Source organism: Bacillus cereus group sp. MYBK79-1 (assembly GCF_051915365.1).
Lineage (GTDB): Bacteria > Bacillota > Bacilli > Bacillales > Bacillaceae_G > Bacillus_A.
On sequence record NZ_JBQAEO010000003.1, the window covers coordinates 226,517 to 246,040 of the forward strand.

Consider the following 19,524-nt stretch of genomic DNA (forward strand, 5'->3'; position numbering starts at 1 on the left):
GCTTTCATTTTAACATGGATAGTAAGAAGAAGATTTCAAATATATCACAATATATTAAAGGAATTGAGGGAGAACTACAATGAAAAAGATTATAAATAAACCAGAAACATTAGTAATGGAAATGTGCAACGGAATGGTGATGGCGCACCCAGAGCTTGAGCTTTTGAAAAAATATAAAGTCATTAAGAAGAAAGAAATGAACGAAAATAAAGTAACGTTAATTAGCGGCGGCGGTAGTGGTCATGAGCCAGCGCATGCAGGATTAGTCGGAAAAGGAATGTTAGATGCGGCAGTGTGCGGAGATGTGTTCGCGTCTCCTTCGCAAATTCAGGTATATCAAGCAATTAAAGAGACAGCTAGTAAAAAAGGTACGTTATTAATTATTAAAAATTACAGCGGCGATATTATGAATTTCAAAAATGGTGCGCATTTAGCGACAGAAGATGGAATTGAAGTCGACTACGTAAAAGTAGACGATGATATTGCGGTAGAAGATAGTCTATATACAGTAGGACGCCGCGGCGTTGCGGGCGTTATTTTAGTCCATAAAATTGCCGGCGCAGCAGCGGAAGCAGGTATGGATTTAGGAGCGGTGAAAACTGTCGCTGAAAAAGCAGCGGCTAACGTGCGTACAATCGGTTTAGCATTAACGTCTTGTACAGTTCCAGCGAGTGGATCACCTACTTTCACACTTGCGGAAGATGAAATGGAATACGGCGTAGGTATTCACGGCGAACCAGGAATTAAACGTGAAAAAATGTTATCAGCAGATGAATTAGCGAACCGTATGACGAATGATCTTGTAAAAGATTTAGGAGTAAAAGACGGCGAAGAAATTGCGCTTCTAGTTAACGGTTTTGGCGGAACACCACTGCAAGAACTTTACTTATTTAATAACGCCGTGACGAGAGAACTAGCTGCTAGAAACATTACAATTAATAGAGTATTCGTTGGTAACTATATGACGAGTATCGATATGGCTGGTATGTCTTTAACAGTAATGAAATTAGATGATGAGTTAAAAACATTATTATCTAAAGAGTGTAATACACCGGCGTTTAAAGTAGATGGACCAGTTGAAAGTGTAGAGTACGTGAATGTACTTGAAGAGACAGAAGAGAAGGAAGTTTCATTTGAAATAGAAACAGCGGAAGAGCATGCTGTTATTAAAAATAATGTCATTACATTAAACAACATGATTTATCTCGTTGATAAAATGAGCGACGTGATTATTAAAAATGAAGTACCGTTCTGTGAGTTAGACACGCATGCAGGTGACGGCGACTTCGGAATGAGTGTTGCAAAAGGATTTAAGCAATTAAAACGTGAGTGGCATTCTATTGTAGATCAAGAGAACGTAACGATTGGATCATTCCTTGACGGTTGTTCGATGATTATTATGGAACATTGCGGCGGCGCATCTGGTCCAATTTGGGGCGGAGCATTCCGCGCAGCTAGTAAAGCAGCAGGCGAGAAGCGTGAGTTAACAGTGAAAGAGTTCGCTGAAATGCTGCAAGCAGCACTGCAAGGTATACAATCTATCGGTGAAAGATCGTTCGGTAGAGGAGCGGTAGTTGGTGACAAAACACTTGTTGATGCACTTGCTCCATGTGTAGATTCTTGGTTAGCTAGCGCTGCAAGCGAAGAAGATATGAAAACTGCCTTTGAAAAAGGAGCAGAAGCAGCGGTTAAAGGAGCAGCGTATACGAAAGAAATCGTAGCTCGCATGGGCCGCGCCGGTACAGTTGGTGAAAGAAGCTTAGGCTATCCAGATGCAGGTGCACATGCGCTTGGAGTTATCTTTACGGAGATTGCGGATAGTTTGAAATAGGAATTGGAAAGTCCCCTCTGCCTTGTGGTGGAGGGTTTTTTTATAGTTGATTGATATGTAATTTCGCTGGATGTTCTCTCTGGAAAGGTATGTGTGTTTATAAATACTAGGATAATAGTTTTTAAAAGAGGTAACGTGGGTTCCTATAAATAGGGAATTCACGTTGTTTAATTGTATTTTTGGAAAACTGACTAATTGACAGAAAGCACTTCAAAAGGTGGTGTTTATTATTTTGGGCTTCAAAATTATGATTGGACACCTTGTGAAGTGGTTTGGAAGAGATGAAGAGATTGTTTCATTCATAATTTTAATAAATGATTATTAAGGATGTTCGCAATTATAAAACTGTATTAAATAAAAGTTATTGCACTCGTTGTAATTACCATTAATTAGGATAAAAATGTGTTATTATATATTTGTAATTCACGAAATAATAAGAAAGAAGGGGTTGTTGTGGAAACAAGGATTATAGAAACGGAGAAGAAAATTGATTCGAAATCTCTTTTGGCTTTGGGGTTATTAATCATTTCCGGGATTGTATATCAACTTTTTGCATTTGTAGAGGATATACCTGGATTATTAAAAATGATTATTGAAGCTTCATGGAATCTTGTATTATGTGGAATTATTGGATACTATTTTTTAGGGAAAATATCGTTAGAGCAATTTAAACATTTTAATTTTAAGACATTACTTTGGGGTATACCTTTAACAATTATCGTGGGTATGGGTTCCACCTCAATATTCAACTACATTTTTCAACCTGCAACTCAAAATTCTGTCGCTGAAGTAATAAGTATTTCTATGATCTTATTCCGTGTACCATTTATGTTAATGGGCGAAGAGTTGATTTGCACGAATATAATTATTGCATTACAAAAATTAGGATTGAAATTTGGTACAGCATCAATAATATGTAGTGTTTTGTTTGCTTTGTGGCATATTCCTGCCTATGGTTTCGTGCCATTGCAGTTATTAATAACTATAATCCCAGCTAGATTAGCACTAAATTATATATGGAAAAATTCAAAGAGTGTTTGGGTAAGTTGGATTTGCCACTTTGTTTTCGATATTTTAGGATTTTTGCCAATGCTTTTTAAATAAAAAAATAACTTTACTTATAAGTAATAAACAATAACATAAAACAAAAAAAGAGCCTTAGGGTTCTTTTTTTACTTATTCTTATTCAGAACATGTAGGGATAGCATCACAATCACTATCAAGCTAATAAAATGAAGGTATGCATTTTCACTATTGAGCTCCTATTTTTGGAATCATAAGTTTGCCACAGACAAAAAGAACCATAAACTTGTCAAAACGGCAAAGTTATAGTTCATATCACACTCTTCCTTTTGGCATATTGGCATTGGACATGATTTATGTCCTCTTATTAGTGTGTTTATGTATCTAGCTGAGGCACTTCAAGGCATACAATCATCGGTGAAAGATGAGGAGTGGTAGTCGGTGACAAAACACTTTTTGACGCACTTGCTCCATGTGTAGACTCTTGGTTAGCTAGCGCTTCAAACGAAGTAGACATGAAAACTGCCTTTGAAAAAGGTGCAGAAGCAGCGGTTAAAGGAGCAGAGTATACGAAAGAAATCGTAGCTCGCATGGGCCGCGCTGGTACAGTTGGTGAAAGAAGTTTAGGATATCCAGATGCAGGTGCGCATGCGCTTGGAGTTATCTTCACGGAGATTGCGGGTAGTTTGAAATAGAAGTTATAATATCCCCTCTGCCTTATGGTGGAGGGGATATTTATTTATACCCATCATGCTTCCAGTGAAAAAATTTATTTATTAGCCAATCTAGAAGCAGTCTCTTCAACTTCTTTATATGCATTTTGTAATACTTCATTTGGATCTAGTACTGCTGTTCCTTGTGCACGAACGATTTGATAATCTTCAATACCAAGGAAATTAAACATGGCTTTTAAATATTTATGAGAGTATTCCACGTCTGTATACCAATCATCATTTGTATAGATTCCTCCACTTGCTTGTATAACAAGCATTCTTCTTCCATCTTTAAGTAATCCGACTGATCCAGTTTCAGTATATTTAAATGTTTCACGTGCAATCATAATATTGTCCATGTAATCTTTTAACTTTGATGGAATATTAAAGTTGTGCAAAGGTAATACGATAACATACGTATTTGCACTTTTAAATTGTTGTAAAATCTCGGACATACGCTCTGTTACTTTTTGTTCTTCATCAGTTAACTTCTGTCCATTTCCTTGCTTTTCCCATGCGCTTAAAACAGTTTTATCTATCATTGGTACTACATCATCGTATAAATTAATCTGTTCAATCGTTTCATTATTAGGAATTAATTCTTTATAAGATACTAAAAAGTGGTTAAGAACCTTAATGCTGACTGATGATGTATCATCCACTTTCGGATGTGCGTTTATGATAAGTGTTTTGTTCATTTGTATTTCCCCTTTTTAAAAGTTTTTACGCTTTAATTGACGACCGATTTAATCGACGATTAACTTGGTCTTTAATATAAACTCTGACATTATTTTTGTCAAATGAAATACATACTATTCTAAACGAGCTTTTTTTTATTTGACTAAAATTCTAAATGGTCCTAAGATACAATTTGATAACCCTTAAAATAAAAAGCAGGTGATTTGTATATGCAATATAGTGTTGGGGTTGAATATGCCTTGCATTGCCTAGTTTATTTAATTAATACTCCTTCTAAGGAAAGTGTCGGAATAAAAGATTTGGCAGAGTTTCAAGGACTTTCTGAAACATTCCTTTCAAAAGTTTTCGGTAAATTATCTAAAGCTGACATTGTAAGTTCTGTCCCAGGTGTAAAGGGAGGATATAGGTTAGCTAAGTCTCCGGAAGATATTTCTTTTTGGGATGTAATAGAAGCTGTCGAAGGTCCAAAACCTATTTTTCAATGTAAAAATATTGTACAGAATGGTCTACTATATCGAGATGAGGCCGAGGCTTGCAATTCTTGTGAACCTAGCAATTCTTCTTGTACAATTAACTTAGTAATGCTTGAAGCAGAAGAACACATGCGTGAGTTTCTTCGTAAAAAGACTCTTGCATGGTTAGATAAAGAACTTGATATTGTTTTACCTGAAAAGATAAGGGTAGATACTCGTGAATACTTCAACCAAAAAAACTCTAACTAAATCGCCATGACGAATTAGTTAGAGTTTTTTTGTTTTTTAACAATATCAATCAACTTTTATTTGTTTCGTTTAAAGGGTCCTGGTGCAAAAAATATAACACTTGTGCAATGAATCTGTAAATCTTGGACATACTGATACTATTACTCTACAAAAGGGTGTGTGATCAGTCTGTTCAAAATCAAAAACAGTTCATTCATCAATTATTTGGATTAACAGTGTAAAGAACGATTCCGGTAGAAATCCTCATTGTTTTTTGGAATGTTTCCTTTATTTGCACCAGAACCAAAAAAGACATGGAAAACAATTGTTTTCCATGTCTTTTAAATTATTTTAATGCCTTATCTAAAATTTTAAATTCTTGCTTTTCCTGCAACAATTTTAATACCAACTGTTTTATCTCTAACAAAGTATCTTTTAATTCATTAGGCATCAAACTATAAATATCTTCTAGCTCAGTTCCTAAATAAATAACATGAAGTACTTCTTCAGAAACTTTTTTTGATCTTAGTAAATCTGTTGTATAGGGAGTAAATATTATTTTCTCCGCTTCTTCAATCGTTATCAACTGTTCTTCTAAAGCATTTAGAACACCCAATATATTTATTAATATCATTTTCTCAAACTGTTGAATATCTTTCGATTCTACACGTAAATTATACATGTATTATTTTACACTCCATCCACTTTTAACTTTTACATCAAACACTTTACCTGATTTACTTTGGAAATAGTGAATTGAAATCTTTTTACCATTTTTGTCATAACCATCTTTATATACTTTTTTCCAAGTTCCTGATTCAATTTGTCTCAATTCACTTAATAATTTTGTATTGTTTACATTTACATTTTTTGTTCCATTTTGTACAGCTTTAAATCCTGATGGATATTTAGGAGCATACTTAATAGCTTTATAGACTATTCTAGAAACCCTAATTCCAGCTACAACAATCCAAACCACAACAGGTGCTGCATAATATACTCTCAAATGAGGTTCTTCTACAGAATCATCCACATAATCTGGCATATTATCTCCAGCAAACTCATCAATCGTTACATCTTCAAAACCAACGTCATACAAAAACTCGTCCTCTGTTAACAATCGTTCAGAGTTTAGATCATCACTTTCAGTATTCGCAAAAGCTGAATACCCAGGACTAACTGCTGTTAATAGCATAGAGAACGATAATACTACAGCCAACTTCTTAAAAAATCTGTTCAAAGAAAAACACCCTTTCACCTTTATTATGTACTCATTCACTATCACATAGATTAAAATCTAAATAAATAGAAAAAGTGTTTTTTTTAAGCTAATTTTAAAATTTATCAACCTAATTGTAAACTTTGTTGATAAATGTAAAGTATTGCATTTATTGTACATTTTATTCGGTTCTGGTGCAAAAAATATAACACTTGTGCAATGAATATGTAAATCTTGGACATACTGATACTATTACTCTACAAAAGGGTGTGTGATCAGTCTGTTCAAAATCCAAACAATTCATTCATCAATTATTTGGATTAACAGCATAAAGAACGATTCCGGTAGAAATCGAAGAAGCTTTCACTTTTTATGTATAATTTTCGTTTTTTTTATAAATAATGGTTGTACTAATTCTAGGTGGTGTTTCGGATGATTTCGAACCAACAATCTCTTAATCTTAGCCCATTCATGGCGATTTACGATATCGTCGTACCAAAAGACAATATGCTTCGCCAATTTAATGAAATGGTTGATTTCTCTTTTGTTTTTGAAGAACTAAAGGATAAATATTGTCTCGATAACGGTCGTAATGCAGTGCCACCCGTTCGTATGTTCAAATATTTATTACTAAAATCTATTTTTGATTTATCTGATGTAGATGTTGTCGAGCGCTCAAAATATGATATGTCTTTTAAATATTTCTTAGATATGGCACCAGAAGATATCGTGATTGATCCAAGTTCATTAACGAAGTTTCGAAAGCTTCGTTTGAAAGATATAGGATTGCTTGACATACTCATCCAAAAAACAGTGGAAATTGCGCTCAGTAAGAACTTGATTCAAAGTAAATCTATTATTATGGATGCTACGCATACAAAAGCACGTTTTAATCAAAAATCACCAAAAGAATTTTTAATGGATAAATCCAAACTACTCCGCAAAGCTGTTTATAAATAATGAGATAAGGATTTTTAAAAGAAGTTCGTAGATTTTAAGCTGATTTCCTGTGATTCTCCTCGTCTTCAATTGTACTTTATTTATGTATAAGTATGTATAAACTAGTAAGGGAAATAGGGGGATAGAGGTTTATTTTGAAAGAAAATATTTTCTCAATAAATTTCAGGTAATTTAAGGGTGATTAGAATACACAAAAAAGGAACCCGATTGGATTCCTTTAGTCATATATGATTCAAGTGAAACCTTTAATACTTAAGCTATTTTCCTAATCTCCTAATGGAAATAGCTCAAGCGAATCCATTCATAGATTCTCTTTTATTCAATCCTCGTTGTATACGTCTACGCATTGTTTTATTTGAAAGATAATCTAAAGTGAAAATTACTTTCTCAACTCTTCCTAATTCTCGTAGTGCCTTTACTACCTTGTTTTTCTTTGATAAATAGTTCATAAACTTATAGTTTTGTATTTTTTCAGTTCATAAAACTAAATTTGAATTATTTGGTATTTCTGTTAGTGTTAGGTTATACCTTTTGGGAGATTTTGGGTATAGAAATCAAGAGAGGTGGAGAAAAAATGAAAAAAGTAATTGGGGCATGTATTCTATCTGGTGTTTTACTAAGTTCGGGATTAACTGTTAGTGCTGAGGAAAAATCTACAATTCAAAAGTTTGAAAGTGTAGAGAATGTTAACGGAGAAAAAGTGGAAGTGAACGGAGTGAGCGGATCCGCATCAGAGTTGACAACAACTAACGGAATCACAGCTCTTGCAGCTGGGGACAGAAATTGGCAAGTGACAAATAATAAACCCTTATTTAGTAATTGGTATACTGTAGCTTCTGCTAATGCTACATATGCTCATGATAAGATGGGAGCTAGAGCGAGACTATTTAATAAATCTGGTTCTCTATGGGCTAGTGATAATAAATCATTATCAAAAGTGAAGAGTATTACTGCGACTGCAACTTCATCTAATACACAAGTTAATTTTAATGGTGCCTATTCAATTGGTAACTTTACATTTGAGCGTTCCGGATATACAAACACATATCCAGAACTAAGAAATAATTGGTAATATGAAAAGAGCTCTAGTTATTATTGTAACGGCGATTATTTTAGTAGTCGCTGTTTCTCTTATTTTTTCTTATTTAAAGCCTAATGAAGTTGCTAAAGAAACAGAAGAAAATAGTACAGTTAGTAGAGAGTTAAAATCAATTTCTCCAGATGGTGCTGCTTATACAGAAATTTCGTCGTATGGTGAAAACCTAAGTCCACTAGAAAATACAACTAAAATAAAGCCTAAGGATAATCAAGCAAACATACTTAATTTTAATATTTTTAATGGGGTTGATTATGATAGGGAATTTAAGATAATTGTATTACAAAATTTTGTGCAATCTAAATTCTCGATTGATGATAATTCTAGCATTCTTCAAAGTCATAACGTGAAAATCAGTAAAAAAAGCGAAAGAAAGATCAAGGTTTCTGTTGAAATCGATAGGGACACAACTGATTTAACGGTTTTATTTGTGAAAGACCCAGACGGAATCGTGAAAGAAATGGATATAGAAAAGATGGCTTATTATGAGCCGGTTTATGCTAAGAGGTTATTAATTAATAATGAAAATAATAATTTGGAAATTGGAAATTTAAAGTATCCAGATTTTACATATCAAAGTGATGTTGATGATACACCCATTTTTCTGAGTGAATCAAAAACAGAAAGAAAAATATTACCATCAGCTAAGCAAGCTTCTAAAGCTTATTTGCACATAGGAAATCCGAATCCTGAATTCACACATACAAAGTATGCTATTATAGCGCTAAAAGATTGGGAGCAGGTAAAGATAATGGATGATTCAGTTTTATTTGTTGAATCTGACTCCAAGAAAACGAATGGATATAATATTGAATTACCAGGGGTCGAAAATAATGAGGAGAACATACAATTTATAGCTTTCCCTTACCCTTTTGAGGACTGGTATAATTATACCCAGAATCCAGTTGAATATACGTTTAGAACCGCCTTGTTAAAAGGTAGATAACTAAATTGATGTATATTTCAAATGTTTAATTGTATTCTATATATATTATTTCGTACCTAAATCCATGTTTAATCTCTTTACTCCCATATAAAATGTTGTTTATGCATTTTGTGTTACTATGTATGTACATAAACTATGAATGGGGGGCTAATTTTGCTAACTACGATTGGTATTGTTGGAATAATATTTGTTTTGTTTATGCTTTCGAGTGTGAAAACCATTAGAGATGCAAATGAAAAAAAGAAAAATAATAAGGAGAAGAAGCAGAAATGAGTATCGTGAACTTTTCTACTCATTAACTGCATCATTCTTTTAACTTTTCCCAGCAGATGCGTGTTCGATTCAAGATGCTTTTTGCCCAGTAGGAGAAGAGAGTAAGACAGAAGCACCAACAAAATTTGAAATTATATCAGACTTCCAAGAGCCAATTATTGAACAATACAAAGAGTTTTTGGAAGAAAATGAAATTACCGTTGCTGGTATTGAATTTATTCGCAGTTCGGATGGAACAATTTATACGTATGATATTAATACAAACACAAACTATAATTCTGACGCAGAGTCTGTAGCGAATCAATTTGGTATGCTTGAGCTTGCTACATTCCTTGGAAGAGAATTAGAAAAACAAGTAGAGTCAGTTAAATAGTATAGAAGGTTCTAGTGAAAACCTTTGTTAAAGTAATAGTGGTCGTATGACCAAGTTTAGGATATCCAGATGCAGGTGTGCATGCGCTTGAAGTGATATTTGCGGAGATTGTGAGTAGTTTGAAATAGGCATAAGAAGATCCCCTCTAGCTTAAACTAGGGGGGATCTTCTTACTCCTATATATATTCCAATAATCGCTTCTATTGTATTGAGAATAATGGCATCTACATTAAAAAAACGACTTATAAAAGGACTTATCCAACGCAACATATAAATGTATCGTAAAAGTGAATAAGTCTATATTTTGTTTTTAGATAGATATAATTTGAGGTATGACGAATGCGAAAAATAAAAAACACGAATCCAATTGTGATTTAAAATAGTAGATTTTTTGAACCTCATTTATTGAGGTTCTTTTATTTTTAGTTTTTAAACTGATTCTCCATAAAAAAAGGCACTCAAAGGTTCTTTCCTCCGATTGAATATTATTTTATTATGTTAAACAATATGGGACATTGAGCAATATGATTCAATCCTATTATTACTCAACTTTATAGAAAGGTATGCTCAAGCGTTGTCATAAAGGTTAGGGGATTTATTAAATATAATTAGTTGTAATATAAAGTGTTTTTTACCTAATAAACCTTTTGAATTCTAAATATTAATTCAAAAGTAATTCATTTCATAAATTTTAATTTTTTGTTAACACTGTTATTATTTTATATATTATTATTCCAATAAGTGTTGTGTTAATTAGTTATTTTCTGATAATATCTCTGTGTGTTCTACTCTAATAATTATAAAAAGGTGGTGTTTTCTTTATGTCAAACATGTTTCATCAAATTGGTGATGCGATTGAAAGGAGTATGTATTTTAAATCTTGTTTTTATATCTTAACAGGAGCTCTGCTTATTTATATTGGTTACATTGTAGGTAAGTGGGTGGGTTATGCTGTATTTTAAAGTGAAAAATGGGATTTAATCAAGAAAAAAGAATTTTTTCAAAAGGTGTATTAATATAAAATTAATATCACTTAAACGTAATATAATTAAATTAAGAATAATAAACTTAAGAATAATAGATATTATTATGAATTCAGTATTAAAAAAAGAAATGCCTAATTTAGCAGTATTAAGTAATGAGGAATTAAAAAACATTCATGTTCATGGTGTCTACAGCAGTTTTTTTACTGGTCACTTTACTGTGTATTACGTTATATTTTAAAACACATGATAAACGTTTTATGTATCTTGGATATGTATCATTATTTTTAACTTTTTTTGTTATTGGTACTTTTTCATAATTAAATGTTCAGTGGTTTATCATAAACTAAATTCAGAAGAGCATATATAAGAGAGAAAAGGCATTCATAAGAATGCCTTTTCTCTATCAATAGCCCGGGAAGAAGAGAATGTACAGATTTTGATATAGAAGAAAAGCAACTTGGTTATAAATAATGTTTTCAACATAATACATCATACATATATATCCGCAAGCAAAACAGCATAATATTAATACGGAAAAATATACTAATATGAGTTTTTGCATATTTCAAAAATTAATGTACCCTTCAAAAAGTTTTAATTGTATAATATGTTTTGTCATATTCTTTTAGATTTTTCGACAAAAAACAACATAAATAGAGAACGAATTGGGAGAAGGAATTATGTACACAAAACTATTAAAATCGATTACATCATTAACACTTATTGGTGGTGCTTTACTGTATACAAACGGCAGTGATGTGAGAGCTGCTGAGGCGGGTATTTTTTCTGATGTGCCTACATCGCATTGGTCGTATCCGGCGATTAAAGATTTAGCGAGTAAAAATATTATTTCCGGTTATGGAAATGGAATATTTGGTTTCGGTGATGTTGCGACGAGGGAGCAAGTTGCAGCTTTAATTTATCGTGTGTTAGTACCGAATAAGCAAGGTGGTACGTTCAGTAATGAAGGTGCTCGATACGTATTAAAAGATGGATCTACTTTAAATAATCCGTATCGAGATATTCGCTCAGGTTCAACATTGTTTTCAGAAGAGGTTTTAACGTTAACGAAATTAGGGGTTTTTAAAGGTGATGCAAACGGTGGATTTAGACCGAAAGACTCTGTTAGCCGTGCAGAAATGGCACAAATTATTAAAAATGCTTTTCAAGTTTCAGCTAAGCAAAAGCATACATTTAATGATGTTCCGAATGGTTTTTGGGCAGAAGGGGCGATTAGTGCGGTGCAGTCAAACGGGATTGCATCTGGTACAGGCGACGGGAAATTTGAACCTGCTAAAACGGTAACGCGTGAACAGTATGCACAGTTTTTATATAATGCTTTGCAATATAAAAAGCCTGCGGTTGCGGTGCAAGATACAGGAGATGCAGCATTATTAGCGGCATTCAAAGATGAAGTGCAGAAGCGTATTAATACGTATGAAACGAATATTACACTTCCGTATAAAACGACAAATAGTAATACAAAAGAAGTGATGAATACCCTTTTTAACGCCTATAAAGAAGTTGCAAGTAAAAATGAGTATACGAATTATAATAGATCGAATGTTTCATATGGACTTTCTGGGTCACCTGGAAATTATACGTTTACGTTAAAGATTACATATCGTGAAACGAAAGAACAAACGGAATATGTAATGAAGCAAGCAAAGGCAATCGTTTCATCCATTACTCAAGTTGGAATGGATGATCACGAAAAAGTGAAGGCGATTCATGATTATGTCGTAAAGCATATTTCTTACGATACGTCTTATAAAGCTTACACCGCATATGAAGCACTCGTAAATCGTTCTGCGGTTTGCCAAGGTTACGCACTATTAACCTATCAATTATTAAAAGAAGCTGGAGTTGAGAATCACTTTGTAGTAGGAACTGGAGACGGTCAGCCTCATGCTTGGAACTTGGTGAAAATCGAAAACAAATGGTATCACCTTGATACAACATTCGATGATCCGGTGCCAGATGAACAAGGCCGCGTAACGTATTCTTATTTCAACTTATCAGATGAGCAAATCGCAAGAAATCATGAGTGGAACCGAGGGGACTATCCGCAAGCTACAACAAATTATTATAGTACATTAACAAATAAAATTGCGGCAGGTGGTACGAAAATCCCTGCATATCAGCAAATCTTAAAAGATACAAAGTTAAATTATTTAGGAAATGAATACATTGCAAATAACTATAATGAATTCAAAAATAAAATGCAGCAACGTTATAACGAAAAGTTACCAAAGATTGAAATTCTTTATAAACAATCAATGGACGGTGCATTGCAAGATGTGAAAAAAGCAATTGGAGAAATCGGTTATCCGCAAGGGGCGAACCGTGTTTCTTATAAAGCGGAGCCGTATAATGCGAAAGAAGGATATTCTTTAGTGACGATTACGTTTATGTAAAAAAGCAACCTAGATCCCATGTTGGATCTAGGTTATTTTTTTATAACTTAATTTGACATATACAGTCTAACTGTATAAAATCAAACTATACAGTTTAACTATATAGTCTAGCTATATATTCATCGTTACATTGGAGGTCTTTATGAATAGAGATAAAAATTTACCATTAACGGAAACAACGTATTACGTTCTTTTAGCGTTATTAGAGCCAGCTCATGGATATTTAATTATGCAAAAGGTGGAGGAACTGAGTAATCATCAAGTGAAAATCGCAGCGGGTACATTGTATGGTGCGGTTGAAAATTTATTAAAACAAGGGTTAATTGAATCGGTAAAAAGTGAAGATAAACGAAGAAAAGTGTATGTCATTACGGAACGCGGGAAAGAAGTATTGCACTTAGACTTTATGAGAATGCAGCACATTATTGAGGTTACAAAGAGTTTATTACACGTATAGTTAGGGGGAAACGACGATGTGGATATTGAAATTCTTTTTAGACTTTGAGAAAGAGGAAAAATGGTTAGAAGAGATGGCTTGGAAAGGCTATCAACTAGAAAGCAATACATTTGGTTATACATTTAGATATACAGAGCCGGAAGATGCGACGATTAGAATAGACCATAGAGTATTTAGTAGAAAAAGTGATTTTATGAATTACTGCACATTATTTGAAGATAGTGGATGGGAGCATATAGCTGGTAATCGGTGGTCAGGTACGTACTATTTTAAAAAGATAAATGAAGAAAGTGAAGATGACATTTTTTCAGATCAAATGTCACGAGCAGGGAAGTATAAACGTCTATCTAAAACATTTTTAGAATTAGCGATCTGTTATTTGCCGCTATTAATACTAGTTATGTTTAATAAAACAATTAACCTAGGAGCGCTTGTAAATCCGAGAGACCTATACTATACACCAGGGTTATGGGATATGCATGGTGCAGCATTTGTAGAATCATTCTTATTTGAAACACCATTTGCATTAATGAGAGGACTTTTTTGGACGTTTATCCCCGTTGCGACATGTATGTTTTTCATTTGCTCGTATAAAGCAAATCGGTTGTATGAAGAGAGAAGATGATAGAAGAGATTTCCTTAAAGCTGACGCTTTGAGGGGATTTTTTGAGTTTGTAAATGGTATCTTTTTAAAACGGGTAAAGGAAAAGGACGCTTTATAGAGCATGCCTACAATTTAGAATTTACTACATACATTGTCGTGAATATGTATAATTACATAAAACTTCAGTGAAAAAGAGAGTATACTTTTTTATTGTGTAATAAAGATAAGGCCCACCTACGGAAATAGGTGGGCCTTTTTAATGTACAAAGAGAAGACATCTTCTAAGGTGCCTTCTTAAAGAAATCCTTCATCATTTTAACATCTTTAATATTCACTACCACACCTTCAACCTTATCTTTCTTCTCATCTTTAACAATTGTAATTTGCTCCTTATTATCAACCCAAACAAGAAACTCTTCTTTTGCGTCATCTTTATATGTAACGGTAATAGTAGAATGCGCAGATTCTCGCTTTTTTTGATCAAGTGTAATTGTTTTAGGAGTGCCTTTTTGAACTGCTGAAACGATAGATTTTATCATTTCTTCGTTGTCTGTTTGAGATTTTGAAATGTTGTTATGTATTGTGCTAAGTATTTCAATATCTGTAATGTTTGCGGAGTTTAATTGAAAGGCATTTTGTTTATGTTCTTGTTTAGCTTGTGGAGCTTTGTCTGTAGCTGAGGTGCTTGCACAGCCTATTAAAGTGAAAGATAGAGCGGTTAGAGCGCATATAGATATGAGTTTTTTCATAGTATCCCTCCTTATGTCTGATTATAACAATTTTCTGTTAATTTAGGTAGTTATTGTAAGTAGATTTATTCTACTAGTTTTGGGATGGAGTAAATTCAAGAGGAGGTTAACCTTAAATAATAACCATCGGGGTCTACCAGACGAAAATCCTTCATTCCCCAGGATTGAATTTTAAGGTTAGATTCCACTGGGTAATTTTTTTCTAGTACATGTTGGTATATTTGTTCGATATTATCAAAAACAATGATAACCTCAACACCTTTTCCTTTTGGATTAAGTCCACCTGTTTTTAAATAATGATTTTCATTAAGGATATAATCAGGGGTCAATAATAAAGAAAAATCCTCTAGTTTAATCATTGCACCTGTTGCATTCTTTTTTGAGAATACAAGGGTAAGGATTTCCTCATAAAAACGAATAGACCTTTGCAAATCTTCAACAAATAGCTCTAGACGAAAGTACATATGTACTCTCCTTTTCATTTTTTTTCATATTTTATGTTTAACATTTCGAAAATAGGTGTACTACATATAATATAACAAATAATTCATTTTAGAGGAGGAAGTTAAAGATGGAAACGAAGTATAGTAAACCTTTTGTATATGAATTTATTACGGAGAAAGAGGTCATGAATGCGGCGAATGATCTAGTGAAGAAAGGGATAGAGCAAAAAGATATTTACGTATTAACACATGAGAAAGAAAGGACAGATAGAATCGCAGACAATGCAGACGTGAACACAATTGGAATAAAAGAGGAGGGACTTGGGACAAGTATTATTAACGTCTTTCAAAAAACGGGAGATCAATTAAGAAATAAGATGCAAGAGTTAGGGCTTAATGAGGAAGAAGCGAACTTCTATGAAGAAAAGCTGGATGAAGGAAAAATCTTGTTATTCGTTAAGGATTTAGAAAGAGTCGGTGAATGGTTACAAGAAAGAAGATGCACGTATACTCTTTAAATCTATAAATCTATTACGAAAAGGAGATTGGAAATATGAGTGAGAGCGGGTTGAAAGAACAAATTACAGGTAAAGTTGAAAAGAAAAAAGGACAAGTAAAAGAGGGGATTGGTGAAGTTACAGAGGATAGAGAGTTGAAAAATGAAGGGAAGTGGGAGAAGACGAAGGGAACGATAAAAGAAAAAGTCGGAAAAGTGAAACAAAAGATAAGTGATGGATTGGATAATAAAGAATAATACATGTTTATCAAGCTTTGGTTACATACCAAAGCTTGATAAATCCATTATAAAAATAATATAGGAGGTCTAGTTGTGGGACTTATTATTATTTGTATTGTAGGTGGACTTATTGGTGCGTTAGCTGGAATGATTACAGGAAAAGACTTTCCTTTAGGTATAGTTGGTAATGTGATTGCTGGATTAATCGGATCTTGGGTAGGTAGTGCATTATTTGGTCATTGGGGTCCTGAATGGGGAGGTATTTTCGTTCTTCCAGCTTTATTAGGTGCAATCGTCTTTATTTTAATCGTTACATTCTTTTCTAGAATGCTACGGAAGGCGTAAGTATGATAATGAATAGTAATCTTAAGTTTATTATATATAGCTATAAAGTGAATGAACTGATAAATATACATAAAAAGGCATCCAATTAAACTAATTTGGATGCTTTTTTAATGTATTTTACATAGGAATCGGTGGGGATGACCCCACCGATTGAGATTACATGTTAAGCCACCGTTACTTTTTTACAATTATTTATTCTTACAACCTGCCTCGGTTCTATATGAGATAAGTCCTCACTATTACCTATATCCACTACAATTGTATTCGTTAGTATATTAATAATGGAACCAACTAATTTTGTAGCGTGATCGTGTCGATAAGAAAATTGAACGAAATCTCCCTTTTTAAATTTGTGCTCTTCCATAGATAGAACCCCCTAAAAATAATGTTTATACATTATACATACACAAATTTATAAAGATTTAAACATTTGGTAGTATTTTTTAAGTGTTAAGCTGGGAAAGGTGTAGAAAATTTATCCCGCTTTAACGGGCAGTAAGACCCCCACCTCAAAATTCAGCGGAAGCAAAGAAGTTAGGTGGGGGATCAACTGTCCGTAAAAGTCCGATTGGTGAAGGCTAATAATCAGTGGGGGATGAACATAACCCCCACTGATTAAAGTTTCACTTTATTTATAATAAAAATAAAAAAAATATGTTTAAAATTAATTTTTATGGGTAATTAAGATAGTAGTAGTTTGAGATAAGGGGGCGGAAATGATGAATTTGGCAGTAAATATTTTGCAAAATGATTTAGGTTATACAGTACAACTTAATGGTGAGATTGATGCGTATACGGCATCAAATTTAAAAAATAAGATTATGCCTATTGCAAGCGAGAAAGAGGTTTATATTGTAGTAGATTTTACTGAAGTAGAGTATATGGATAGTACAGGTTTAGGCGTGTTTATAGCGCTATTAAAAGCGATTAAGAAAAATGATGGAAAGCTAGAATTTATTGGTGTATCTAAAAGGTTAAAAAGATTATTTGATATTACAGGACTAACAGAAATATTAAATTTGAATTCCGATTTTGAAAAAGTAGAAAGAAGGTGACTAGGGATGATGGAGAAATTTGAAAAGATAGAAATGAAAATTCCTGCAAGGGCAGAATATGTGGCTATTATTCGTTTAACAATGGCTGGTGTTGCGAATCGAATGGGCTTTGCTTATGACGATATAGAAGATATGAAAATTGCGATTAGTGAAGCATGTACAAACATTGTGCAACATGCATATAAAGAAGACGTTGGAGAAATTACAATCGTCTTTGGTTTATATGAAGATCGATTAGAAATTATGGTTGCGGATAATGGAGTTAGCTTTGATTTTAGTACTTTAAAAAGGAAAGTTGGTCCGTATGATATTAATAAACCAGTAGAACATTTGCCGGAAAATGGTTTAGGTTTATATTTAATCAATACGTTAATGGATGATATACAAATTATGCATGATGAGGGCATGACAGTTTTAATGACAAAATATATACAAAGAGAGCAGGTGGAGAATGATGGAAATCCAATCTCAACCTACAAATCTTGCTAGAGAAGACGTTATTAAACTAATTGCAGACTTCCAACAAAACCAATGTGATGAAGCACAGGAAAGGTTAGTTAATCATTACAAAAATCTCGTATCTTCCATTGCGTATCGCTATTCAAAAGGTGGACCGATGCATGAGGATATTATACAAGTAGGAATGTTAGGGCTCTTAGGTGCAATAAGAAGGTATGATTATTCAATAGGGAACGCTTTTGAGCCGTTTGCAATACCTACGATAGTAGGGGAAATAAAGAAGTATTTACGTGATAAAACTTGGGGTATTCATGTTCCAAGGCGAATTAAAGATTTAGGCGGGAAGATTAAACTTGCGATAGAGGAGCTAACAGATCATTTGCAACGTTCACCGAAGATTATAGAGATTGCGGATCATTTAGGACTATCCGAAGAGGAAGTACTAGAAATTATGGATGCGAAAAATAATTATCGAGTATCTTCCTTAGATGATGTCGTTGAAAATTCATCTGATGGAAGTTCGGTAGCGAGAATTGAATCTGTAGGTGAAGTAGAGCAAGGATATGAAGAGACAGAAAGGCGTCTCGTTTTAAAGGATATTTTTAACGTATTAAATGATACGGAAAAGAGTGTTATTCATTATATATTTGGAGAAAATCTAAATCAAAAAGATACAGGGGAACGATTAGGTATTTCACAAATGCACGTTTCTCGTATTAAAAGACAAGCGATAAGTAAATTGAAGCAAGCAGCATTTTTAGATACATAAAAATTTAAAAAAATTATGTTTAAAACATGAGAAAAGGGGTAGTTATTAAGTATAGGAGGAGATATTAAATGTCACACGATGTGAAAGAACTAATCGAAGGATTGAATGAAGATTTAGCAGGAGAATACGCGGCAATTATTATGTATAACCATAATGCAGCTACGGTTTCTGGTATATATAGACAAGTGTTAAAACCTTTCTTTGAATCTGAAATTAGTGATGAACAAGGACATGCCCTATATTTAGCGGAGAAAATTAAGACGCTAGGTGGTACACCTACTACAATCCCTTTACGAGTGAAACAAGTAGAAGATGTTAGAGACATGTTAGAATACGCTAGGAATTCAGAATATGAAACAATTAAGCGTTATGAAACGAGAAAAGAACAGGCTGCGAAATTAAATATGACAGAGTTAGTAGTAAAGTTAGAAGATATGATCGCGGATGAAACAAATCATATGGAAGAATTAGATCGTCTTTTAAGTGATAAAGCAATGGTGTTAAATTAATAGTGGAAATTTATAGAGTGAAAGAACAAACTCTCATTTCTAGGGAGTTTGTTCTTTTGCTGTATAAATATGTTTGAGTAGGAAATTTTCATTTTGTAACTGAGTATGCAATACTAGAAAAATAGAAAATGATAATCGATTTACATTTTAAATAAGAAAAG

Annotated in this window: 22 protein-coding genes and 4 pseudogenes; 19 read left to right on the forward strand and 7 right to left on the reverse strand. The window is 33.2% G+C overall.

Going from position 1 to position 19,524, the window contains the following annotated elements; all coding sequences use genetic code 11:
- The first annotated feature begins 79 nt into the window (after window positions 1-79).
- The 3 genes and pseudogenes from dhaK to ACTFOB_RS07990 form a co-directional block, all read left to right on the forward strand.
- Window positions 80-1,831 (forward strand): dihydroxyacetone kinase subunit DhaK, encoded by a 1,752-nt coding sequence (gene dhaK / locus ACTFOB_RS07980; RefSeq protein ID WP_440026540.1) that lies wholly within the window; start codon window positions 80-82, stop codon window positions 1,829-1,831.
- A 453-nt stretch (window positions 1,832-2,284) separates the two neighbouring features.
- The gene (locus ACTFOB_RS07985) at window positions 2,285-2,935 is read left to right on the forward strand and encodes a CPBP family intramembrane glutamic endopeptidase (protein WP_270723762.1); all 651 of its coding nucleotides are present in this window, start codon (window positions 2,285-2,287) and stop codon (window positions 2,933-2,935) included.
- Between the two features lie 347 nt (window positions 2,936-3,282).
- Window positions 3,283-3,549: pseudogene (locus ACTFOB_RS07990) on the forward strand (DAK2 domain-containing protein); the annotation flags it as partial.
- Between the two features lie 74 nt (window positions 3,550-3,623).
- Here ACTFOB_RS07990 and ACTFOB_RS07995 read toward each other — a convergent pair.
- Window positions 3,624-4,265 carry an FMN-dependent NADH-azoreductase gene (locus ACTFOB_RS07995; protein ID WP_440026542.1) on the reverse strand — a complete coding sequence of 214 codons (642 nt, stop codon included), beginning with the start codon at window positions 4,263-4,265 and terminating at the stop codon, window positions 3,624-3,626.
- Between the two features lie 210 nt (window positions 4,266-4,475).
- On the opposite strand from ACTFOB_RS07995, the gene ACTFOB_RS08000 reads away from it, so the two are divergent.
- Window positions 4,476-4,988 carry an RrF2 family transcriptional regulator gene (locus tag ACTFOB_RS08000; protein WP_440026543.1) on the forward strand — a complete coding sequence of 171 codons (513 nt, stop codon included), beginning with the start codon at window positions 4,476-4,478 and terminating at the stop codon, window positions 4,986-4,988.
- A gap of 325 nt (window positions 4,989-5,313) precedes the next feature.
- On the opposite strand, the gene ACTFOB_RS08005 is transcribed toward ACTFOB_RS08000, so the two are convergent.
- Together ACTFOB_RS08005 and ACTFOB_RS08010 are read right to left on the reverse strand one after the other, a co-directional pair.
- A complete protein-coding gene (locus tag ACTFOB_RS08005; protein ID WP_440026545.1) occupies window positions 5,314-5,649 on the reverse strand; it encodes a DUF3969 family protein in 336 nt (111 codons plus the stop codon).
- A 3-nt stretch (window positions 5,650-5,652) separates the two neighbouring features.
- On the reverse strand, window positions 5,653-6,207 hold the full coding sequence (locus tag ACTFOB_RS08010) for a hypothetical protein (protein WP_440026546.1): 555 nt from the start codon (window positions 6,205-6,207) through the stop codon (window positions 5,653-5,655).
- A gap of 411 nt (window positions 6,208-6,618) precedes the next feature.
- Between ACTFOB_RS08010 and ACTFOB_RS08015 the strand changes: the two are divergent.
- Window positions 6,619-7,143, forward strand: a pseudogene (locus ACTFOB_RS08015) (transposase); the annotation flags it as partial.
- A gap of 293 nt (window positions 7,144-7,436) precedes the next feature.
- Here ACTFOB_RS08015 and ACTFOB_RS08020 read toward each other — a convergent pair.
- Window positions 7,437-7,583: pseudogene (locus ACTFOB_RS08020) on the reverse strand (Tn3 family transposase); the annotation flags it as partial.
- Window positions 7,584-7,720: 137 nt separating this feature from the next.
- Here ACTFOB_RS08020 and ACTFOB_RS08025 point away from each other — a divergent pair.
- The 7 genes and pseudogenes from ACTFOB_RS08025 (at window position 7,721) to ACTFOB_RS08055 (ending at window position 14,319) form a co-directional block, all read left to right on the forward strand.
- Window positions 7,721-8,218 (forward strand): hypothetical protein, encoded by a 498-nt coding sequence (locus ACTFOB_RS08025; protein ID WP_440026547.1) that lies wholly within the window; start codon window positions 7,721-7,723, stop codon window positions 8,216-8,218.
- Window position 8,219: 1 nt separating this feature from the next.
- A complete protein-coding gene (locus tag ACTFOB_RS08030; protein WP_440026549.1) occupies window positions 8,220-9,188 on the forward strand; it encodes a hypothetical protein in 969 nt (322 codons plus the stop codon).
- A 316-nt stretch (window positions 9,189-9,504) separates the two neighbouring features.
- A pseudogene (locus tag ACTFOB_RS08035) lies at window positions 9,505-9,834 on the forward strand (alpha-L-glutamate ligase); the annotation flags it as partial.
- A gap of 821 nt (window positions 9,835-10,655) precedes the next feature.
- Window positions 10,656-10,796 carry a hypothetical protein gene (locus ACTFOB_RS08040; RefSeq protein ID WP_440026551.1) on the forward strand — a complete coding sequence of 47 codons (141 nt, stop codon included), beginning with the start codon at window positions 10,656-10,658 and terminating at the stop codon, window positions 10,794-10,796.
- Between the two features lie 704 nt (window positions 10,797-11,500).
- Entirely contained in the window at window positions 11,501-13,237 is a 1,737-nt protein-coding gene (locus ACTFOB_RS08045) for an S-layer homology domain-containing protein (protein ID WP_440026553.1), read from the forward strand.
- A 142-nt stretch (window positions 13,238-13,379) separates the two neighbouring features.
- Entirely contained in the window at window positions 13,380-13,694 is a 315-nt protein-coding gene (locus ACTFOB_RS08050; RefSeq protein WP_001078066.1) for a PadR family transcriptional regulator, read from the forward strand.
- A gap of 16 nt (window positions 13,695-13,710) precedes the next feature.
- Window positions 13,711-14,319 (forward strand): DUF2812 domain-containing protein, encoded by a 609-nt coding sequence (locus tag ACTFOB_RS08055; RefSeq protein ID WP_440026555.1) that lies wholly within the window; start codon window positions 13,711-13,713, stop codon window positions 14,317-14,319.
- A 260-nt stretch (window positions 14,320-14,579) separates the two neighbouring features.
- Here ACTFOB_RS08055 and ACTFOB_RS08060 read toward each other — a convergent pair whose 3' ends face one another.
- A complete protein-coding gene (locus tag ACTFOB_RS08060; RefSeq protein WP_440026557.1) occupies window positions 14,580-15,047 on the reverse strand; it encodes a hypothetical protein in 468 nt (155 codons plus the stop codon).
- A gap of 95 nt (window positions 15,048-15,142) precedes the next feature.
- Complete coding sequence (locus tag ACTFOB_RS08065; RefSeq protein WP_440026559.1) at window positions 15,143-15,511, reverse strand: VOC family protein; 369 nt, start codon at window positions 15,509-15,511, stop codon at window positions 15,143-15,145.
- Window positions 15,512-15,618: 107 nt separating this feature from the next.
- On the opposite strand from ACTFOB_RS08065, the gene ACTFOB_RS08070 reads away from it, so the two are divergent.
- The 3 genes from ACTFOB_RS08070 (at window position 15,619) to ACTFOB_RS08080 (ending at window position 16,571) form a co-directional block, all read left to right on the forward strand.
- Entirely contained in the window at window positions 15,619-16,008 is a 390-nt protein-coding gene (locus ACTFOB_RS08070) for a general stress protein (RefSeq protein WP_132133935.1), read from the forward strand.
- A gap of 35 nt (window positions 16,009-16,043) precedes the next feature.
- Window positions 16,044-16,244: a CsbD family protein gene (locus ACTFOB_RS08075; protein WP_000004263.1), complete on the forward strand. Its 201-nt coding sequence runs from the start codon at window positions 16,044-16,046 to the stop codon at window positions 16,242-16,244.
- Between the two features lie 75 nt (window positions 16,245-16,319).
- Window positions 16,320-16,571 (forward strand): GlsB/YeaQ/YmgE family stress response membrane protein, encoded by a 252-nt coding sequence (locus ACTFOB_RS08080; protein WP_440026562.1) that lies wholly within the window; start codon window positions 16,320-16,322, stop codon window positions 16,569-16,571.
- A gap of 163 nt (window positions 16,572-16,734) precedes the next feature.
- Here ACTFOB_RS08080 and ACTFOB_RS08085 read toward each other — a convergent pair whose 3' ends face one another.
- The gene (locus tag ACTFOB_RS08085; RefSeq protein ID WP_440026564.1) at window positions 16,735-16,935 is read right to left on the reverse strand and encodes a methyltransferase; all 201 of its coding nucleotides are present in this window, start codon (window positions 16,933-16,935) and stop codon (window positions 16,735-16,737) included.
- A 352-nt stretch (window positions 16,936-17,287) separates the two neighbouring features.
- Here ACTFOB_RS08085 and ACTFOB_RS08090 point away from each other — a divergent pair, with 352 nt between their 5' ends.
- The 4 genes from ACTFOB_RS08090 (at window position 17,288) to ACTFOB_RS08105 (ending at window position 19,363) form a co-directional block, all read left to right on the forward strand.
- Window positions 17,288-17,626: an STAS domain-containing protein gene (locus ACTFOB_RS08090; RefSeq protein ID WP_440026565.1), complete on the forward strand. Its 339-nt coding sequence runs from the start codon at window positions 17,288-17,290 to the stop codon at window positions 17,624-17,626.
- Between the two features lie 6 nt (window positions 17,627-17,632).
- Window positions 17,633-18,115 (forward strand): anti-sigma B factor RsbW, encoded by a 483-nt coding sequence (gene rsbW / locus ACTFOB_RS08095; protein WP_151631434.1) that lies wholly within the window; start codon window positions 17,633-17,635, stop codon window positions 18,113-18,115.
- A complete protein-coding gene (gene sigB / locus ACTFOB_RS08100; protein ID WP_440026568.1) occupies window positions 18,078-18,854 on the forward strand; it encodes an RNA polymerase sigma factor SigB in 777 nt (258 codons plus the stop codon). Before rsbW ends, sigB begins: the two co-directional genes overlap by 38 nt.
- Window positions 18,855-18,922: 68 nt before the next feature.
- Window positions 18,923-19,363 carry a ferritin-like domain-containing protein gene (locus ACTFOB_RS08105; protein ID WP_440026570.1) on the forward strand — a complete coding sequence of 147 codons (441 nt, stop codon included), beginning with the start codon at window positions 18,923-18,925 and terminating at the stop codon, window positions 19,361-19,363.
- Window positions 19,364-19,524: the final 161 nt, after the last annotated feature.